17 protein-coding genes are annotated in these 18,874 nt (G+C 70.8%); 8 read left to right on the top strand and 9 right to left on the bottom strand.

The features are described from left to right. Positions 1-26 precede the first annotated feature (26 nt). The 7 genes from ASD62_RS15580 (at position 27) to ASD62_RS15610 (ending at position 8,062) form a co-directional block, all read left to right on the top strand. Complete coding sequence (locus ASD62_RS15580; RefSeq protein WP_056916731.1) at positions 27-1,385, top strand: ABC transporter substrate-binding protein; 1,359 nt, start codon at positions 27-29, stop codon at positions 1,383-1,385. A gap of 61 nt (positions 1,386-1,446) precedes the next feature. Beyond that, positions 1,447-2,337 carry a carbohydrate ABC transporter permease gene (locus ASD62_RS15585; protein ID WP_235529116.1) on the top strand — a complete coding sequence of 297 codons (891 nt, stop codon included), beginning with the start codon at positions 1,447-1,449 and terminating at the stop codon, positions 2,335-2,337. Continuing rightward, positions 2,334-3,269 (top strand): carbohydrate ABC transporter permease, encoded by a 936-nt coding sequence (locus tag ASD62_RS15590; protein ID WP_082552997.1) that lies wholly within the window; start codon positions 2,334-2,336, stop codon positions 3,267-3,269. Before ASD62_RS15585 ends, ASD62_RS15590 begins: the two co-directional genes overlap by 4 nt. Beyond that, positions 3,266-5,422 carry an alpha-galactosidase gene (locus ASD62_RS15595; RefSeq protein WP_056916732.1) on the top strand — a complete coding sequence of 719 codons (2,157 nt, stop codon included), beginning with the start codon at positions 3,266-3,268 and terminating at the stop codon, positions 5,420-5,422. Before ASD62_RS15590 ends, ASD62_RS15595 begins: the two co-directional genes overlap by 4 nt. 4 nt (positions 5,423-5,426) lie before the next feature. Continuing rightward, a complete protein-coding gene (trpS, locus tag ASD62_RS15600; protein ID WP_056916733.1) occupies positions 5,427-6,458 on the top strand; it encodes a tryptophan--tRNA ligase in 1,032 nt (343 codons plus the stop codon). A 9-nt stretch (positions 6,459-6,467) separates the two neighbouring features. Continuing rightward, complete coding sequence (locus ASD62_RS15605) at positions 6,468-6,980, top strand: 2'-5' RNA ligase family protein (RefSeq protein ID WP_056916734.1); 513 nt, start codon at positions 6,468-6,470, stop codon at positions 6,978-6,980. A gap of 5 nt (positions 6,981-6,985) precedes the next feature. Next, positions 6,986-8,062: a YihY/virulence factor BrkB family protein gene (locus tag ASD62_RS15610; RefSeq protein ID WP_157581506.1), complete on the top strand. Its 1,077-nt coding sequence runs from the start codon at positions 6,986-6,988 to the stop codon at positions 8,060-8,062. A gap of 43 nt (positions 8,063-8,105) precedes the next feature. On the opposite strand, the gene ASD62_RS15615 is transcribed toward ASD62_RS15610, so the two are convergent. The 7 genes from ASD62_RS15615 to ASD62_RS15645 form a co-directional block, all read right to left on the bottom strand. Continuing rightward, complete coding sequence (locus ASD62_RS15615) at positions 8,106-9,050, bottom strand: DUF389 domain-containing protein (protein ID WP_056916736.1); 945 nt, start codon at positions 9,048-9,050, stop codon at positions 8,106-8,108. A 1-nt stretch (position 9,051) separates the two neighbouring features. Beyond that, complete coding sequence (locus ASD62_RS15620; RefSeq protein ID WP_056916737.1) at positions 9,052-10,359, bottom strand: D-alanyl-D-alanine carboxypeptidase family protein; 1,308 nt, start codon at positions 10,357-10,359, stop codon at positions 9,052-9,054. A 14-nt stretch (positions 10,360-10,373) separates the two neighbouring features. Next, a complete protein-coding gene (locus tag ASD62_RS15625; protein WP_056916738.1) occupies positions 10,374-11,132 on the bottom strand; it encodes a succinate dehydrogenase iron-sulfur subunit in 759 nt (252 codons plus the stop codon). Continuing rightward, positions 11,132-12,916: a succinate dehydrogenase flavoprotein subunit gene (gene sdhA, locus ASD62_RS15630; protein WP_056916739.1), complete on the bottom strand. Its 1,785-nt coding sequence runs from the start codon at positions 12,914-12,916 to the stop codon at positions 11,132-11,134. The genes ASD62_RS15625 and sdhA overlap by 1 nt, the downstream gene beginning before the upstream one ends. Before the next feature lie 28 nt (positions 12,917-12,944). Beyond that, positions 12,945-13,412: a succinate dehydrogenase hydrophobic membrane anchor subunit gene (locus ASD62_RS15635; RefSeq protein WP_056916740.1), complete on the bottom strand. Its 468-nt coding sequence runs from the start codon at positions 13,410-13,412 to the stop codon at positions 12,945-12,947. An 11-nt stretch (positions 13,413-13,423) separates the two neighbouring features. Beyond that, positions 13,424-13,801, bottom strand: coding sequence for a succinate dehydrogenase, cytochrome b556 subunit (sdhC, locus tag ASD62_RS15640; protein WP_157581507.1), 378 nt, complete (start codon positions 13,799-13,801; stop codon positions 13,424-13,426). Positions 13,802-13,980: 179 nt separating this feature from the next. Further along, positions 13,981-15,120: a glycosyltransferase family 1 protein gene (locus tag ASD62_RS15645; protein WP_056916741.1), complete on the bottom strand. Its 1,140-nt coding sequence runs from the start codon at positions 15,118-15,120 to the stop codon at positions 13,981-13,983. A 110-nt stretch (positions 15,121-15,230) separates the two neighbouring features. Between ASD62_RS15645 and ASD62_RS15650 the strand changes: the two genes are divergently transcribed. After that, positions 15,231-16,310 carry a mannose-1-phosphate guanylyltransferase gene (locus ASD62_RS15650; RefSeq protein ID WP_056916742.1) on the top strand — a complete coding sequence of 360 codons (1,080 nt, stop codon included), beginning with the start codon at positions 15,231-15,233 and terminating at the stop codon, positions 16,308-16,310. Positions 16,311-16,325: 15 nt separating this feature from the next. Here ASD62_RS15650 and ASD62_RS15655 read toward each other — a convergent pair whose 3' ends face one another. After that, on the bottom strand, positions 16,326-17,909 hold the full coding sequence (locus ASD62_RS15655; protein WP_056916743.1) for an ABC transporter permease: 1,584 nt from the start codon (positions 17,907-17,909) through the stop codon (positions 16,326-16,328). After that, positions 17,906-18,835: an ABC transporter ATP-binding protein gene (locus tag ASD62_RS15660; RefSeq protein WP_056917454.1), complete on the bottom strand. Its 930-nt coding sequence runs from the start codon at positions 18,833-18,835 to the stop codon at positions 17,906-17,908. The genes ASD62_RS15655 and ASD62_RS15660 overlap by 4 nt, the downstream gene beginning before the upstream one ends. Between the last annotated feature and the right edge of the window lie 39 nt (positions 18,836-18,874).

Raw genomic sequence — 18,874 nt, forward strand, 5'->3', positions numbered from 1 at the left:
GCAACCCGTGTCAAAGGAGACCCGTCATGACCCGCCCGACCTCTGAGGCCGAGTACCTCGCCAGCCTCGTTCCTGCCTCTGTCCGCGGTGTCAGCCGTCGGACCCTGCTGCGCGGCGCCCTGGGCGCCGGCACCCTGCTCGCGGCCCCCTCGCTCCTCGCGGCGTGTGGTGGCGGCGGCAGCGGCTCCTCTTCCTCCGGCGGTGCCGCGACCGGCACCGTGACGGTGGGCTCCAACCAGTCCGACGCCGTGCCGAAGGCGGCCATCCAGTCGGTCATGGACGCCTTCCAGAAGGCCAACTCCGGCCTGACGACCAAGATCAACACGATCGACCACAACTCCTTCCAGGAGAACATCAACAACTACCTCCAGGGCTCGCCCGACGACGTGTGGATGTGGTTCGCCGGCTACCGGATGCGGTTCTTCGCCTCCAAGGGCCTCGCGGGCGACGTCTCCGACGTCTGGAAGGACCTGTCCGGTGCCGGGATGTCCGACGCCCTCAAGAAGTCCTCGACCGGCGACGACGGCAAGCAGTACTTCGTCCCCTCGACCTACTACCCGTGGGCGATGTTCTACCGCAAGAGCGTCTTCGAGAAGTACGGCTACACCGAGCCCAAGACCCTCGACGAGTTCAAGACCCTCGGCACGCAGATGAAGAAGGACGGACTCGTCCCGATCGCCTTCGGCGACAAGGACGGCTGGCCCGCCATGGGCACCTTCGACCAGCTGAACCTGCGCGTCAACGGCTACGACTTCCACGTCAACCTGATGGCCGGCAAGGAAGCCTGGAACAGCCCCAAGGTCAAGGCCGTCTTCGACACCTGGGCCGGGCTGCTGGACTACCACCAGGCCGACTCCCTCGGTCGCACCTGGCAGGAGGCCGCCCAGGCCCTCCAGCAGAAGAAGGCCGGCACCTACCTGCTCGGGTCGTTCGTGGCCCAACAGTTCGGCAAGGGCGCGGAGCAGGAGGACCTGACGTTCTTCAACTTCCCCGAGATCGACTCGAACGTCGGCGCGGACGCCATCGAGGCGCCCATCGACGGCTACATGATGGCCAAGCGTCCGAAGAACGAGGCCGGTGCCAAGAAGCTCCTCGCCTACGTGGGCTCCGCCGACGCGCAGAACATCGTCGTCAAGGCCGACCCCAGCGTCATCGCGACGAACGACAAGGCCGACCAGGCGGCATACACCTCGCTGCAGAAGAAGTCGGTGGAGTTCGTCAGCCAGGCCAAGTCCATCGCGCAGTTCATGGACCGCGACACCCGTCCGGACTTCGCCTCCACGGTGATGATCCCGGCCATCCAGTCCTTCCTCAAGAACCCGAAGGACATCGACGGGCTCGTCAACGGCATCGAGAAGCAGAAGCAGAGCATCTTCGCGAGCTGACGCACCGACCACGCCGACGTCGACGACGACGACGACGACGCCCGCCCACCGAGGAGCTCCCGTGGCACGCAAGTACAAGGGAATCGACCACCTGACACCTGTCGACCGGGTGGTGGTCGGCCTGATGATCGCGGTTCCGACGCTGTTGGTGCTGTGGCTGGTCTGGGTGCCGGCGATCGGGTCGGTCCTGCTGTCCTTCACGAACTGGGACGGGATCGGCCCGATCTCCTCGGCGAAGAACGTCGGCCTGAAGAACTACACGGACGTCCTGACGATCTACCCGCCGTTCGTCCCGGCGCTGCAGCACAACCTGATCTGGCTCGCGGTGATGTTCCTCATCGCGACCCCGATCGGGATGTTCCTCGCCGTCCTGCTCGACCGGGAGGTACGTGGCTCGCGGGTCTACCAGACCGCCATCTACCTCCCGGTCGTGCTGTCCCTCGCCCTGGTCGGCTTCATCTGGCAGCTCATCTACAGCCGCGACCAGGGCCTGATCAACAGCGTCACGGGCAGCAGCATCGACTGGTACGGCGACCAGCGGTACAACCTCTGGGCCGCCCTGATCGCGTCGAGCTGGCGACACGTCGGCTACATCATGCTGCTCTACCTGGCCGGGCTGAAGGGCGTCGACCCGACGCTGCGCGAGGCCGCCAAGGTGGACGGCGCCAGTGAGCGCCAGACCTTCTTCAGGGTCGTCTTCCCGGTGATGTTCCCGATCAACATCATCGTCCTGGTCGTGACCGTGATCGAGTCGCTGCGGGCCTTCGACCTCGTGTGGGTCATCAACAAGGGGCGCAACGGGCTCGAGCTCATCTCGACCCTGGTGACGAGCAACATCGTCGGTGAGGCCAGCCGGATCGGCTTCGGCTCGGCGCTGGCCACCTTCATGCTCGTCATCTCCTCGATCTTCATCGTCATCTATCTACGCATCGTCATGAGGGAGCAGCGATGACTGCCGGAAGCGACCTTCCACTGGTCTCGGTCCCCAGGTCCAAGAACCCGCTCGCCAGCCGGCGGGCCGAGTCGAGCGGGGCGAAGAAGCAGCGCAACCGTGGCATCCAGGTGTTCCTGGCCATCGTCGCCCTGGTCTGGATCTTCCCCGTCGGCTACGCCCTGCTGGGCAGCTTCCGTGACTACGCGTACACCGCGAAGAACGGGTACATGTCCTTCGGCGGGTTCACCCTCGACAACTACAAGAACGCCTGGCAGCAGGCCAACTTCTCCCACACGATGCTCAACTCCGCCTACATCACCATCCCGGCGGTGCTGCTGACTCTGTTCCTGTCGTGCTGCGTGGCCTTCGTCGTGTCGCGCTTCTCGTTCAAGTTCAACCTCGCGCTGCTCGGCATGTTCACCGCGGCCAACCTGCTTCCCCCGCAGGCCCTGCTCATCCCGGTCTACCGGATGTTCCGCGCCATCGAGGTGCCCTTCTGGTTCAGCGACTCGGGCACCCTGCTCAACTCCTACTGGGGCCTGATCCTCGTCAACGTGGCGTTCCAGACCGGCTTCTGCGCCTTCGTCCTCTCGAACTACATGAAGACGCTGCCGCGCGAGCTCTACGAGTCGGCCGTGATCGACGGAGCCGGCGTCCTGCGCCAGTTCTTCACGCTGACCCTGCCGTTGTGCCGGCCGCCGCTCGCAGCGCTGGCGACGCTCGAGGTCACCTGGATCTACAACGAGTTCTTCTGGGCGACGGTCCTGCTCCAGTCCGGCGACAAGTTCCCCGTGACGAGCTCGATCAACAACCTGCGTGGCCAGTTCTTCACCGACAACAACCTCGTGGCGGCCGGGTCGGTCGTGATCGCCCTGCCCACCCTCCTCGTGTTCTTCCTCCTGCAGAAGCAGTTCGTCGCAGGCCTCACCCTGGGAGCCACCAAGGGATGACCATCCCCACCACCACCCTCCGGTCCGCAGGCACCTGCCTGGTCGTCGAGCTCCCCGAGGGCGCGCTCCCCCGTGTGCTGCACTGGGGGAGCGACCTCCCTGACGGGGTGGCCGGCCAGCTGGCCACCGTCACCACCGGCCCCGTGGCCCACAACGCCCTCGACGAACCGTGGCCCCTCACCGTGCTCCCCACGGGCGGCGACGGCTGGCTCGGTACCCCGGCGTATGCCGCACACCGTGCCGGTGGTTCGGCCGCCCCTCGCTGGGTGGTCACGACCGAGCAGGACGGCGAGCGCTCGCTCACCGTCACGGCGGTCGACGGCCCCACTCGAGTGCGGGGCACGTGGTCCCTGGACGAGCACGGTGTGCTCCGGGTGTCGAGCTCGGTGACGAACGTCGGGGAGGGAAGCGATGCCGCCACCCCCCTCGACCTCGGCGCGCTGCGCGCCATCCTGCCGCTGCCCAGCAGGGCCACCGAGGTCCTGGACCTCACCGGTCGCTGGTGCCGAGAGCGCTCACCGCAGCGCTCGACGCTGCAGGACGGCACCCACCTGCGTGCCTCACGCCGCGGTCGTACCGGCCACGACGCGACCCTGCTGCTCACCGTCGGCACGCCCGGCTTCGGCTTCCGCACCGGCGAGGTCTGGTCGGTCCACGTCGCCTGGAGCGGCAACCACGAGCACCTGGTCGAGCGGCTGCCCGAGGGGGCGGGCGTCCACTCCGCCGTCCTGGGTGGCGGCGAGCTGCTCGAACCCGGCGAGGTGCGTCTCGCCGCGGGGGAGACCTACACGGCGCCCGACGTCGTCTTCGTGCACTCTGCCGACGGCTTGGACGGGATCTCGCGCCGCCTGCACCGTCGCCAGCGCGCGACCGCACTGCACACCAACGAACCCCGGCCCCTGGTCCTCAACACCTGGGAGGCCGTCTACTTCGACCACGACCTCGACCGCCTCAAGGCCCTGGCCGACACCGCCGCCTCCATCGGCGTCGAGCGCTTCGTGCTCGACGACGGCTGGTTCGGCAGCCGTCGCGACGACCACAGCGGCCTCGGCGACTGGGTGGTGTCGACCGACATGTGGCCGCAGGGTCTCGCGCCGATCGTCGACCACGTCAAGGGCCTCGGGCTGGAGTTCGGCCTCTGGTTCGAGCCGGAGATGGTCAACGTCGACTCCGACGTCGTCCGGGCACACCCCGACTGGGTGCTGGGGCCGCGCGCCGGACTGCCGCGCCCGTCACGGCACCAGCACGTCCTCGACCTCGCGAACCCCGACGCAGCGGCGCACGTCGAGGGCCAGATCAGCGCCCTGGTCTCCGAGCTCGGGATCGACTTCATCAAGTGGGACCACAACCGCGACCTGCATGAGGCCGTGCGGTCCGACGCCACGGGCACCGACCGCCCTGCCGTCCACCTGCAGACCGAGGCGTTCTACGCCCTGCTCGACCGGCTGCGCGCCACCCACCCCGACCTCGAGATCGAGTCCTGCTCCAGCGGTGGTGCCCGCGTCGACCTCGGCGTCCTCGCCCGGACCGACCGCATCTGGACCAGCGACTGCAACGACGCCCTCGAGCGGGCCGCCATCCAGCGGTGGACCTCGTTGCTCGTGCCCGCCGAGCTCATGGGCACGCACGTCGGTCCGGCGACCGCCCACACGACGCACCGCACCCTGGACCTGTCGTTCCGCATGCTGCTGGCCCTGCAGGGCCACGCCGGGCTGGAGTGGGACATCACCACCTGCAGCCCGGAGGAGCTGGAGAGCCTGCGCGCCTGGTCCGCGCTGTACCGCGAGCTGCGCCCGCTGCTGCACACCGGCGACCTCGTGCGCGCCGACCTCCCCGAGGAGCAGGGCCTGCTCGTGACGGGGACCGTCTCCGCGGACGGTGGGCAGGCGGCATACAGCGTCGTGCGGACCGTCACCGGTCCAGCTGTCCGGCCGGGCCTGCTCACCCTCCCGGGGCTCGACCCCGAGCGCACCTACACGGTGCGGGTGCGGGCGGAGGCGGGCCTGCCCGCCGTCACCCAGGTGCGCGGTCCGCAGTGGTGGGAGCAGGCCCTCGGTGACGGGATCGGCGTCAGTGGCGCGGTCCTCGCTCGGGTCGGGTTGGCGCTCCCGGTGCTCGACCCCGCCCAGGGATTCCTGCTCCACCTCACCTGACACAATGGCGGGCATGTCTGCGTCCCCCGCTCCCGCTGCGCTGCCCCGGATCCTGTCCGGGATGCAGCCGACCAGTGACTCCCTGCACCTCGGCAACTACCTCGGGGCGCTGGTCAACTGGGTGAAGCTGCAGGACGAGTTCGACGCCTTCTACTTCGTCGCCGACCTCCACGCGCTGACCGTCCCCACCGACCCCGCGGTGCTGCGCCAACGCACCCGCGTCACCGCGGCGCAGTTCCTCGCCGGTGGGGTCGACCCGAAGCGTTCCGCGGTCTTCTGCCAGAGCCACGTCACCGAGCACGCCGAGCTCGGCTGGGTGATGAACTGCCTCACCGCCGACGGCGAGGCCCGGCGGATGACCCAGTTCAAGGACAAGACGGCCAAGGGGCAGAACGCCAACGTCGGGCTGCTCACGTACCCCATGCTCATGGCGGCCGACATCCTCATGTACGACGCGGCCTACGTCCCGGTGGGGGAGGACCAGCGCCAGCACCTCGAGATCACCCGTGACCTCGCCGAGCGGTTCAACCACCGGTTCGGCGAGGCCCTGGTCGTGCCCGAGCCCTACATCGTCAAGGGCTCGGCCAAGATCATGGACCTGCAGGACCCCACCTCGAAGATGAGCAAGACGGGGTCCTCCCCGAAGGGCCTCATCGACCTCATGGAGGACCCGGCGCGGATCGCCAAGAACATCCGCTCCGCGGTCACCGACACCGACGCCGAGGTGCGCTACGACCCCGAGGCCAAGGCGGGGGTGTCCAACCTGCTCGTCATCCACTCGGTGCTCTCCGGCCAGTCCGTCGAGGACGTGGCCGCCTCGTTCGCGGGCCGTGGTTACGGCGACCTCAAGAAGGAGGTCGCGGACGTGGTGGTCGACGCGCTGACGCCGTTCCAGCAGCGGATGTCCGAGCTGCTCGACGACCCGGCCGAGCTCGACCGCATCCTCGCCGACGGCGCCGACCGCGCACGGGAGGTCGCCCGGACCACCATGGCGCGGGTCCGCGACCGAGTGGGTCTGCTCCCGAGCGTTCGATAGGGTCGATCAGTGCCCACCATCGGCGTCTCGATCGCCATCCCCTCGCCGTACGCGGAGATGCTCCAGGCCAAGCGGGCCTCCTTCGGTGACCCGCTCGCCGACTCGATCCCGACCCACGTCACGCTGCTGCCCCCGACCGGGGTCGGCGACGAGGAGCTCGCGGTCGCGGTGAAGCACCTCGAGGAGGTCGCCGCCGACAAGGAGTCCTTCCGGATGGTGCTGCGCGGCACCGGCAGCTTCCGGCCGATCTCCCCGGTGGTCTTCGTCCAGGTGTCCGGCGGCCTGGCCGACTGCGAGCTCCTGGAGAAGGCCATCCGCCGCGGTCCGCTCGACCGGACCCTGGAGTTCCACTACCACCCGCACGTCACGGTGGCGCACCACGTGCCCGAGGAGGCCCTCGACCGGGCCTTCGGCGAGCTCTCCGACTTCGAGTGCGAGTTCGTCGTCGACCAGTTCCACCTCTACGAGCACGGCACCGACGGCGTATGGCGCCCGGTCCGCTCCTTCGCGTTGGGCGGCTGACGAGCGTGCAGACCCTCAAGCAGTGGTGGACCCGTCTGCAGGCCACCACCGCGTGGCAGGCGTGGAAGCGCTACGGCGACGCCCGGGGCAACGTCCTCGCCGGCGGGGTGGGCTACTTCGCCTTCTTCTCGATCTTCCCGGCGGTCGCCCTCGCGTTCACCATCGGCGGGATCGTGCTGCGCGACCGGCCCGACCTGCTCGACAACGTGCGGCAGTACGTCGACCAGACGCTCCCGGGGTTCGTGTACGACGAGCAGACCAAGAAGGGGATCATCCCGATCACGATCCCCGAGAAGAACGCCCTGACCATCACCGGCCTCGTCGGCCTGGCCGGCCTGGTGCTCGCCGGACTGGGGTGGCTCTCGGCGCTGCGTGACGGCATCCGCTCGGTCTTCGGCGTCCCCGGCGAGCCGGGCAACCCCATCATGCTCAAGCTGCGCGACCTCGGCGTCATGGTCGTCCTCGGGCTGGGCGTGCTGGTCTCGGCAGCCGTGACCGTCGTCGCCGGGGGGATCACCCACACGGTGTCGTCGTGGATCGGCCTGGGGTCGCAGACGTGGATCGTCGGCGTCGTCGGGTTCCTCATCGGGGTCGTGCTCGACACCGGTCTGGTCGCCCTCATGCTGCGGGTCCTCAGCGGGGTCGCCATGCCGTGGCCCGCGCTGCGCAACGGCGCCCTGTTCGGGGGCATCGGCCTGACCGTGCTGAAGGTCGCCGGGTCACGGCTCATCGCCGGGACCACGAACAACCCGCTCTTCGCCTCGATCGCCCTCGTCGTCGGCCTGCTCCTGTGGCTCAACATCATCTCGCGCGTCATGCTCGTCGCCGCCGCGTGGGCCGCCAACGACGTCGACCACGCGACCGAGGGGCTCACCACGGCGCAGAAGGACAAGCTCATCGAGGGCCCTGCGCCGGAGCCGGTGGACAGCGTCCGGGAGCGTACCGACGCGGGGTTGCCGACCTTCGGGCAGCGCGCCGCGGACCGGACGTCCGTGGCCGCCGGTGCGGTGCTCGGCGCGGTCGGTGCGGTCGCGGTCGGGTCGCTCGGTCGCGGCATACGGGCGCTCGTCCGCCGCCGCTGACCGAGCCGGGGTCCACCCCGTCACGGTGGTCAGCTGGCCTGGCTCACGCCGGGGTGGGCTGACGCCGTCGGTGCAGGCGGCCCCACAGGGCTCGCTGGGCGAGCAGGGTCAGCACGCCGGCGACGGTCATGCCGAGCAGGTTGATGCCGAGCTGGGCCGCGGCGCCGCCGAGCTGGCTCCACGCCCCGGTGGCCAGCGCCACGGAGAAGTCGCCCGCGGCGGGAACCGTCGTCACCGAGATGAACACCCCGACGAGCGCGTTGCTGCGCCCGGCCGTCGTCGAGAGCACCCCGGCCGCACCGGCCAGCACCGCCACCACGACCGACCAGTGGTCGGGGCGCCAGATGAAGCCGGTCAGCGGGCGCGGCGCGGCCACCGTCGACGCGTCGAACCAGCCGACGGCCACCGCGAGGAGCGACAGCAGGGTGGTCACGGCGATGGCCAGGGCGAACCCGCGCACGAGCAGGCCCATGGCGCGGAGCGACAGCCGGGGCCGGCCGAGGGCGAGCCCGACCGCCAGGGCAGCCACCGCGCTGAACTCCGGCCCCACGACCATGGCCCCCACGACGAGGATCGCCGAGTCGGTGACCACGGCGACCGACGCGATCAGCGTGGCGAGGCAGAGGAAGGCGTAGTACGACCACGACCCGTGCGACTGTCCCTCCGCGCCGTCCAGCACGGCGTCCCACACGACGGCGTCGTCGGGCGCACCCGGTGCGTGGCGTTCGGCCGCGACGGCGTTGCGCGAGGGAGCTGCCTCGATGGTGAGGATGGTGATGCCGCCCCGGTCGTGCAACCCGAGGTCGCGCAACCGGCCGAGCACCGCGTCGGTGGCCTCGCGGGCGATGTCGGCCTCCACGAGGTCGCCCACGGGCTTGAGGCTGCCGCCGCGCGTGACTGCGAGGTTGCAGACGGCGTCGTCGGGTTCGAGGACGGCCAGGACCTGTTCGGACAGGTCGCCCGGGACGGCGAGGCGCAGGTGCAGCACGTCAGTGGCGGGCGTCGCGGCGGCGGCGGGCCGAGGCTGCCCGCGAGCCCAGCCACAGCAGGAGCCCCGCGATGACCGCGAGGGTGCCGATGCCGACCCAGGGTGCGGACGTGTGGTCGATCCCTCGGGGGAGGGCAGCCGCGGCCGCGGTGGCGCGCGACGCCTGGTCCTGCGGGGCGTCGAGGGGAGCCACCGTCGAGTTGTCCTTCAGCGGCGGGAGCCGTGGAGGGGCGGTCACCGTGCCCGGCGCGACGAGGGTGCCGACGGGGCGCGCCCTGGAGCCGTACCGGAACGCCCAGTCGTACATCGCGGCCTGCGGTCGCCAGGACCCGTCGAGGCCGTACATCTCGGTCAGCAGGTAGGTCTTCCCACCCCGGGTGACCGCCGAGATGAAGGTGCGGTGGGCCGCCACGGTGTAGCCGTTCTTGATGCCGATCGTGCCGTCGTAGTTGTAGAGCAGCTTGTTGTGGTTGTTGATGACGTAGGTCGCACGCTTCTTGGTCTTCGGGTCGGTGCGTCCCGGGAACTGCGCCTGCTTGGTCGTGACGTAGCGGCGGAACTCGGGGAGCTGCATCGCGGCCCGCCCGATCAGGGCCAGGTCGTAGGCGCTGGACGTCTGGCCGCGGACATCGAGCCCGGACGGGTCCTTGGCCACCGTGTCGTGGGCGCCGAGGTAGCGCGCCTTGGCGTTCATCGCCGCCAGCGTCGCGGCCCGCCCGCCCCCGGCCCCGGCGAGGGCGTAGGCCGCGTCGTTGCCGGAGGACATGAGCAGCGCCTCGAAGAGCTGGCGCGAGGTGTAGGTCGCACCCGGCACGATCCCGACGCGGGTGCCGTCCGCGTTCGCGTCGGCAGCGGTGGCCGTGATCACCCGGTCCGGCCCGACCTTGGGGATCAGCGTCAGGGCGGTGAGGGTCTTCAGGGTGCTGGCCGGCAGGAGGCGGGCGTGCGGTGCCTTGGCGGCGACGACCTCACCGGTGTCCATGTCGGCGAGCAGCCAGGCGACGTTCTTGAGCGCCGGGGGAGCAGGCACCCCGGCAGGGAGGTCGGTGACCAGACCGGTGCTGGCCAGCCTGGGCCCGCCGATCGACAGCTCGGGACGCACCGACGCCCTGGGGACCGGGAGCTTCGGGGGGCTGGGTGAGGGCCTGGGCTTCGCCGCGGCGACCTGCGCCGACGTGAGCCCACCCCGGGACGCCGGGGCGCTGGCCGGCGCTCCGGCGACCGCGGGCGCGGTGGGTCCGAACACGACGGCGCCGCCGACCGCCAGCACGAGGCTGGCAGCGGCGGCGGACGCACGTCGTCGGGGCACGCGAAGAGTGTGCCCTAGAACCTGCTCGTGAGCAGTGCCCTCTTGACCTCTTGGATCGCCTGGGTCACCTGGATGCCGCGCGGGCAGGCGTCGGTGCAGTTGAAGGTGGTGCGGCAGCGCCACACGCCCTCCTTGTCGTTGAGGATCTCCAGGCGCTGGCTGCCACCCTCGTCACGGCTGTCGAAGATGAAGCGGTGGGCGTTGACGATCGCGGCCGGGCCGAAGTACTGGCCGTCGTTCCAGAAGACGGGGCAGCTCGTCGTGCACGCGGCACACAGGATGCACTTGGTCGTGTCGTCGAACCGGTCGCGGTCCTTCTGGCTCTGGATGCGCTCGCGGGTCGGCTCGTTGCCCGTGGTCACGAGGAACGGCATGACCTCGCGGTAGGCGTCGAAGAACGGCTCCATGTCGACGATGAGGTCCTTCTCGAGCGGAAGACCCTTGATCGCCTCGACCGTGATCGGCTTGTCGGGGTTGACGTCCTTGATGAGCGTCTTGCAGGCGAGCCGGTTCTTGCCGTTGATGCGCATGGCGTCCGAGCCGCACACGCCGTGCGCGCACGAACGCCGGAAGCTCAGGGAGCCGTCCTGCTCCCACTTGATCTGGTGCAGGGCGTCGAGCACGCGGTCGGTCGCGTGCGCCGTGACCTGGTAGTCCTCGAAGTGCGGCTCGGTGTCGGCCTCGGGGTTGTAGCGCGCGACGCGGATGGTCACGGTGAAGGTCGGCACGGCGCCGACCTTGCCCTCGGTCTTCTCTTCGACAGTGGCAGTCATCAGTACTTGCGCTCCATCGGCTGGTAGCGGGTCACGGTCACGGGCTTGTAGTCGAGGCGCACCTCGTCCGAGAACAGCGGGCTGTCCGCCCCGAAGCCCTCGCCGGCGACGGGCGCGCGGTAGGCCATCGTGTGCCGCATGAAGTTGACGTCGTCGCGGGCCTCGTAGTCCTCACGGAAGTGACCGCCGCGGGACTCCTTGCGGGCCAGGGCGCCGATCGTGATGACCTCGGCCAGCTCGATGAGGAAGCCGAGCTCGACGGCCTCGAGCAGGTCGGTGTTGTACCGCTTGCCCTTGTCCTGCACCACGACGTTCGCGTAGCGCTCCTTGAGCTCCTCGATCACGCCGAGGGCCTCCTTCATGGAGGCCTCCGTGCGGAACACCTGGACGTTGCGGTCCATGGTCTCCTGCAGCTCCTTGCGGAGGTCGGCGACCCGCTCACCGGTGGCCCTGCCGCGGATGCCCTCGACCATGCCGTCGACCAGCGAGGAGGGGTTGGCCGGCAGCTCCACGAACGCGGCGTTCGCGGCATACTCCGCGGCGGCGATGCCGGCGCGGCGGCCGAACACGTTGATGTCGAGCAGGCTGTTGGTGCCCAGGCGGTTGGAGCCGTGCACCGACACGCAGGCGACCTCGCCGGCGGCGTACAGCCCGGGGACGACGTCGGTGTTGTTGCGCAGCACCTCGGTCTCGACGTTCGTCGGCACCCCGCCCATCGCGTAGTGCGCGGTCGGGTAGACCGGCACCGGCTCGGTGTACGGCTCGACGCCGAGGTAGGTGCGGGCGAACTCGGTGATGTCGGGGAGCTTGGCGTCGATGTGGGCCGGCTCGAGGTGGGTGAGGTCGAGCAGGACGTAGTCCTTGTTCGGCCCGGCGCCGCGGCCCTCGCGCACCTCGTTGGCCATCGAGCGGGCGACGATGTCGCGCGGCGCGAGGTCCTTGATGGTGGGGGCGTAGCGCTCCATGAAGCGCTCGCCGTCGGCGTTGCGCAGGATGCCGCCCTCGCCGCGAGCGGCTTCCGAGAGCAGGATGCCGAGGCCGGCCAGGCCTGTCGGGTGGAACTGGAAGAACTCCATGTCCTCCAACGGGATCCCGCGGCGGAAGGCCACACCCATGCCGTCGCCGGTGAGGGTGTGGGCGTTCGAGGTGGTCTTGAAGACCTTGCCGGTGCCGCCCGTGGCGAACACGATCGACTTGGCCTGGAAGACGTGGATCTCGCCGGTGGACAGCTCGTACGCCACGACGCCGGCAGCACGCTCGACGCCGTCCGCGCCGGTGTTCATGAGCAGGTCGAGGACGTAGAACTCGTTGAAGAACTCGACGCCCTGCTTGACGCAGTTCTGGTAGAGGGTCTGCAGGATCATGTGACCCGTGCGGTCGGCGGCGAAGCACGAACGGCGCACCGCGGCCTCACCGTGGTTGCGGGTGTGGCCCCCGAACCGGCGCTGGTCGATCTTGCCCTCGGGCGTGCGGTTGAACGGCAGGCCCATCTTCTCGAGGTCGATGACCGCGTCGATGGCCTCGCGGCACATGATCTCGGCCGCGTCCTGGTCGACGAGGTAGTCGCCGCCCTTGACGGTGTCGAAGGTGTGCCACTCCCAGTTGTCCTCCTCGACGTTGGCGAGGGCGGCGCACATGCCGCCCTGGGCCGCGCCGGTGTGGGACCGCGTCGGGTAGAGCTTGGTGAGCACCGCGGTGCGGGTGCGCGTCGAGGACTCGAGGGCCGCGCGCATCCCGGCGCCGCCGGCACCGACGATGACGACGTCGTACTTGTGCGTCTGCATCAGGATTGGTTCCTTCGGTGTTGCGGGGTCATCGTGCCGTGCACACGGACAGGGTGGACGACGGGTCGAGGCACGGGTCGAACGTGAAGATGACCAGCGTGCCGAGGACCAGGACGAGCAGGGCGCTCGCGACCAGCAGCCCCTTGAGGATCCAGCGGGTGCGGTCCTTCTCGGTGTAGTCGTTGATGATCGTGCGGACCCCGTTGAAGCCGTGCAGCTCCGCGAGCCACAGCATCAGCATGTCCCAGGTCTGCCAGAACGGGCTGGCCCACTTGCCGGCGACGAACGCGAAGTCAACGCCGTGGATGCCTTCGCCCAGCATGAGGTTGACGAAGAGGTGCCCGAAGACCAGGACGAGCAGCAGGACGCCGCTGGCACGCATGAAGACCCAGGACCACAGCTCGAAGTTGCCCCGGCCCTTGGAGACGCGGCGGTAGCGCGACGTCTTCGCGGAGACCGCGTCGGGACCGGCGTGGTAGTTGGTGGTGGTGCTCATGATCCGCCCTCTCAGTGCGTGAAGACGATGGTCAGGTGGCGGATCGCGAACGGCGCGAAGAGCACCACGAACCCGACGAGGACGGCCCAGAACATCTGCTTCTGGTACTTGGGGCCCTTGGCCCAGAAGTCCACCGCGATGATCCGCAGGCCGTTGAGCGCGTGGAAGATCACCGCCGCCACGAGGCCGGCCTCGGCGAGCCCCACGACGGGGTTCTTGTAGGCGTCCATGACCTCGTTGTAGGCCTCCGGGGAGACCCGGACCAGCGCCGTGTCGAGCACGTGCGCGAAGAGGAAGAGGAAGATCAGTACGCCGCTGATGCGGTGGGCCACCCACGTCCACATGCCTTCACGGCCGCGGTAGAGGGTCCCGTTGGCTGCCTGCGCCACTGCGCGTCCCTTTCGAAGCAGAGTTGTCACGGCAGCTGCACCAGAACATGGCTGGGCCTGGCTGTCCGTACGTCGACCGTCAGGTTATCCGTACGTGCAGGTGGAGCGCGCACGGCCCTGCTGTGAGAAACCAGACAGGAGGGGTTACCGGCGGGTACCCGACGACCCCTGCGAGGTGGTCAGGCGGCGGGGACCGCAGCCCGGCGGACCGACTCGTAGTGGCCGACCAGCTCGTCGGTAAGGGCGGACCACGACCGGCCCTCGACCCGGAGCCGGCCGGCGGCTCCCATCGCCTCGCGCTTGGTCCGGTCACCGGCGAGGTGGGCGACCGCCTCCCGCAGCGCTGCAGGGTCGTCGGGGTCGAAGAGCAGGCCGGTGCGGCTGTGGTCGACCAGGTCAAGCGGTCCACCCCGTGCCGGTGCGACGACCGGCAGGCTGGTCGCGGCCGCCTCCTGGAGGGTCTGCCCGAAGGTCTCCCTGGTCCCCGTGTGGGCGAACACGTCCAACGCGGCATACGCCCTCGCCAGGTCGTCCCCCTCGCGCCGCCCGAGGAGGACGACATCGAGGCCGGCGGCCCCGAGCAGGGCCGAGTCGTCCGCGCGGCTCGGCCCGTCGCCGACGATGACGACCCGCACTCCCGGGAGCCCGGCGAGGGAGGCGAACCGGTGCAGCTCCTTCTCGGGTGCCAGCCGACCGACGTAACCCACGAGCACCTCACCACTGGGGGCGAGGCTGCGGCGCAGGGCGCGGGTGCCGGCGTCGGTGCGCCACTCCGGGCGGAACGTCGCCGCGTCCACGCCGCGCGCCCAGCCCCGCACCCTCGGTATGCCGTGCGCCTCCAGCTCGGCGAGCGCCGCCGACGAGGGGGCCAGGGTCAGGTCGGCGAGATCGTGGACCCGTCGCACCCAGCGCCAGGCAGCGGTCGCCGCACCGCGCCCGAGCGCGCGTGGGGCGTGCTGGCCGAGGTAGCTGGGCATGTCGGTCTGGTAGACCGCGACCGAGGGGACGCCCAGCCTGGCCGCCGCGCCGAGCGCGCTGGCCCCGAGGACGAACGGCGAGGCGACGTGGACCACGTCCGGGGCGAAGCGGCGCAGCAGGGCCTCGACCTCGCCGGTCGGCAGTCCGACGGGGAACTGCCGGACGGGGACGGAGGCCACGGCGTGCACGGGGTACCCGGCCCAGCTCGACGGTGCCGGCCGAGGGGCGATGACCACGACCTCGTGCCCGCCGTCGCGCAGGCACTCGAGCACCCGGCAGACGCTGGTCGTGACGCCGTTGAGGTTCGGGAGGAACGACTCGGTGACGATGGCGATGCGCACACCACCAGCGTGCGGACCGCGGGTGAGGGGACGGCGACGCCCGGGGGTGTGTCAGGTGAGCGCAGGGTGATCACCAGGGGCCGTGGTGGCCGTGGGCTAGCGTTCGCGCCATGTCGAACGAGCACTTCTGGGCCGTCATCCCGGCAGGCGGGGCAGGGACGAGGCTCTGGCCGTTGTCGCGCGCCGGGTCGCCCAAGTTCCTGCACGACCTCACGGGCACCGGGCGCTCGCTGCTGCAGGCCACCTGGGACCGGTTGGAGCCGTTGACCGGTCCGCAGGTGCTCGTCGTCACCGGGGTGGCGCACGCCGAGGCCGTGGCTCGCCAGCTGCCGGGGCTGCCCGCCGACCAGCTGCTCGCCGAACCCTCGCCGCGCGACTCGATGGCCGCCATCGGCTGGGCCGCAGCGGTGCTCGAGGCCCGGGACCCGGAGGCGGTCCTCGGCTCGTTCGCCGCCGACCACGTCATCGGTGACGAGGCGCAGTTCCGCGAGTGCGTCTCCGCGGCCGTGGACGCCGCGGCCGACGGTCATGTCGTGACCATCGGCATCGAGCCCACCCATGCCGCAACGGGTTTCGGCTACGTCGAGCTGGGTGAGGTGCTCGGTGACGGCCCGGCGCATGCGGTGGCGCAGTTCGTGGAGAAGCCGGACCGCGAGCGGGCGGAGGCCTACCTCGCCACCGGCCGGTTCCGCTGGAACGCCGGCATGTTCGTCGTCCGGGCCTCGGTGCTGCTCGACCTCCTCGGCCGGTGGCACCCTGAGCTGGCTGCCGGTCTGCGCACCCTGGCCGCAGACCCCTCCCGCCTCGAAGAGGTCTGGCCGGGCCTGGAGAAGATCGCCATCGACCACGCCGTCGCCGAGCCTGCTGCCGCCGAGGGTCGGGTCGCCGTGGTGCCCGGGGGGTTCGGCTGGGACGACGTGGGCGACTTCGCGTCCCTCGGCTCGCTGCTCACGGATGCCGACGGCCTGCCGGGGGTTCGCGTGCTCGGGGACGCCGAGCGCGTGCGCGTCCTCGACTCGACCGGTGTCGTGGTGCCGGGGACGGACCGGGTCGTCGCGCTCGTCGGCATCGACGACGTCGTGGTCGTCGACACCCCGGATGCGCTGCTCGTCATGTCTCGCGAACGAGCCCAGGACGTCAAGGGCGTCGTCGACGCCCTCAAGGCGCAGGGCCGCACCGACCTCACTTAGGAGTGCCGAGGATCATCAGTGCAGGTCGCGCCGGCGGAACAGGCTGCCGCCGACGACGACCAGGATCCCCGCGACGGCCACCAGCGCGACGACGGGCGTCGGGTCGAACGCAGCACCGGGCAGCATCGGCACGTGCCGGAACGGTGAGAGGCCCTGCACTGCCGTCGGCAGGGCGAGCAGCTCGCCGAGCTGGCCGATGACCAGGCAGCCGGCGAGAACCACCCAGGCGCCGACGGCCAGCCTCGAGGCGGTGCCGTAGAGCAGCACGGCGACGCCGATGACGACCCAGACGGGTGGCACCTGCACGAGCGCCGCCGGGAGGACCCGGGCGAACGAGTCGCCGAGGTCACCGCGGGTCGCCCCGTCCGCGGCGGCGGCCCCGGCGCCGAGCAGGGCCAGGATCCCGGCGCTGCCGACCAGGGCAAGGCCGACGTGGCTCATCAGCCAGGACCACCGAGACGTCGCCGTCGACAGGGTCAGCTCCGCGCGGGTGGAGGTCTCCTCGCCCAGCATGCGGAGTGCTGCCGCGACGCCGAAGCCCGCCACGACCGCGGCCATGATGCCGAACTCCGCGGAGATGAACGCGTCCGTCAGGGACCCGGTGCCCCCGAGGCTGCGGATCATGTCCCGCGCCTGTGGCGAGTCGAGCAGCGTGGCGGCGCTCGAGGCGAACCCGCCCAGCACCGCTCCCATGAGGACGAGCGCCAGCGACCAGCCGACGATGGCGGAGCGCTGCAGCCGCCAGGCCAGCGCGAGCGGCGAGCCCATCGTCGTGTGGGCCGGTCCCGCACGGTCCGCGAAGAGGCCCGACCCGAGGTCGCGACGGCTGCGCAGGACGTAGGCGAGTGCCGTGGTGGCCGCAGTGAACGCCAGGGCGAGCAGCCCCACCCACCAGCGCTCCCCGGCGTACGGGCGGACCTGCTGGGCCCATCCGAGCGGGGAGAGCCAGACGAGGACGCGCGCCGGCCCGTCGCCGGCCGCGTCACCCACCGCACGGAGCAGGTATGCCGCCGCGACACCACCTCCCGCGATGGCGGCGACGGTCCGTGCGCTCGAGGTGAGCTGCACGGCCACCGCCGTGATCCCGGTGAACGCGAGGCCGGCGACCAGCCAAGCCAGCCCCAACGCGACCGAGCCCGCGACGGGCAGGCCGGAGGCGGCATACCCCAGGGCGCAGAGCGCACTGGCGAGCAGCACCACCAACGTGGTGTGCAGGACCGCCGCGGTGAGGGGTGCGTGCCGTGACAGGGCCCCGGCCCCGAGCAGCTCGACGCGGCCGGTCTCCTCCTCGGTGCGGGTGTGGCGGCGCAGGAGGAACACGGCCGCCAGCGCGATGGCCACGGCGCCGGTCGAGAGCATCTTGAGGCTGGCCAGGGACCCCAGGGACGCGTGGACCGGTCCGTACAGGGCGACGAGGGCGGGCGAGGCGTTGGCGGCGACGGCCGCCGAGGTCACCTGCGCAGGGTCGGGGTAGAGGGCGACGGTCGCTGCCGCAGTGCTCCACGCCGTGAGACCCAGCAGCAGCACGACCACCGGGGCCAGCACCCGGTCGCGCCGCAGCGCCAGCCGCAGCAGGGTCCCGGTGCCGGAGGGGCTCATGGCCGTGCTCCGACCTCGCGAGCGGTGTCGGCGGGGCGCCGGTAGAGGTCCATGAACAGCTCCTCGAGGCTCGGGGGAGCGCTGGTGATGCGACGGATCCCGCACTGCGTCAACAGGTTCATCACGCTGCCGAGCTCGTCGGGATCGACGCTGAGGTGCACTCGCCGGCCCTCCGTCCGCAGGTCGTGCACCCCGGGGGCCGACTCGAGGGCGACCGGGGCGCGGTCCAGCTCGACGTCGACGGTGGTGCGCGACAGGTGCCGCATGTCGGCCAGGCTGCCGGTCTGCACGGTGCGGCCGGCGCGGATGATCGTCAGGCGCTCGCAGAGGTGCTCCACCTCGCTGAGGATGTGGCTCGACAGGAGCACGGTCCGGCCCTCGTCCCGGACCTCGCGGATGCACTCGCGGAAGACCTCCTCCATGAGGGGGTCGAGTCCGGACGTGGGCTCGTCGAGGATGAGGAGCTCGGCGTCGGAGGCCAGGGCCGCGACGAGGGCCACCTTCTGGCGGTTGCCCTTGGAGTAGGCGCGGCCCTTCTTCGTGGGGTCGAGGTCGAAGCGCTCGAGCAGCTCCGCACGCCGGCCCCCGGCGTGGCGGTCGTCGGCCTGGCCGCGCAACCGACCCAGCAGGTCGATCACCTCTCCTCCCGTGAGGTTGGGCCACAGGGCCACGTCGCCGGGGACGTAGGCGAGACGGCGGTGGAGGGTCGCGGCCTGGCTCCACGGGTCGCCTCCCAGCAGGCTGACGTCGCCGCCGTCGGCCCGCAGCAGACCGAGCAGGACCCTGATGGTCGTGGACTTCCCCGAACCGTTGGGGCCGAGGAAGCCGTGGACCTCGCCCTGCTGGACCTCCAGGTCGAGCCCGTCGAGTGCTCTGGTGCGGCCGAACTCCTTGCGCAGCCCGGCCGCGTGGATCACGGTGGTCATGGTGTCCACGGTACACAGTTTTCAGAAAATACTGAATGT

It is taken from the genome of Phycicoccus sp. Root563 (assembly GCF_001427915.1).
In the GTDB taxonomy this organism is placed as follows: domain Bacteria; phylum Actinomycetota; class Actinomycetes; order Actinomycetales; family Dermatophilaceae; genus Pedococcus.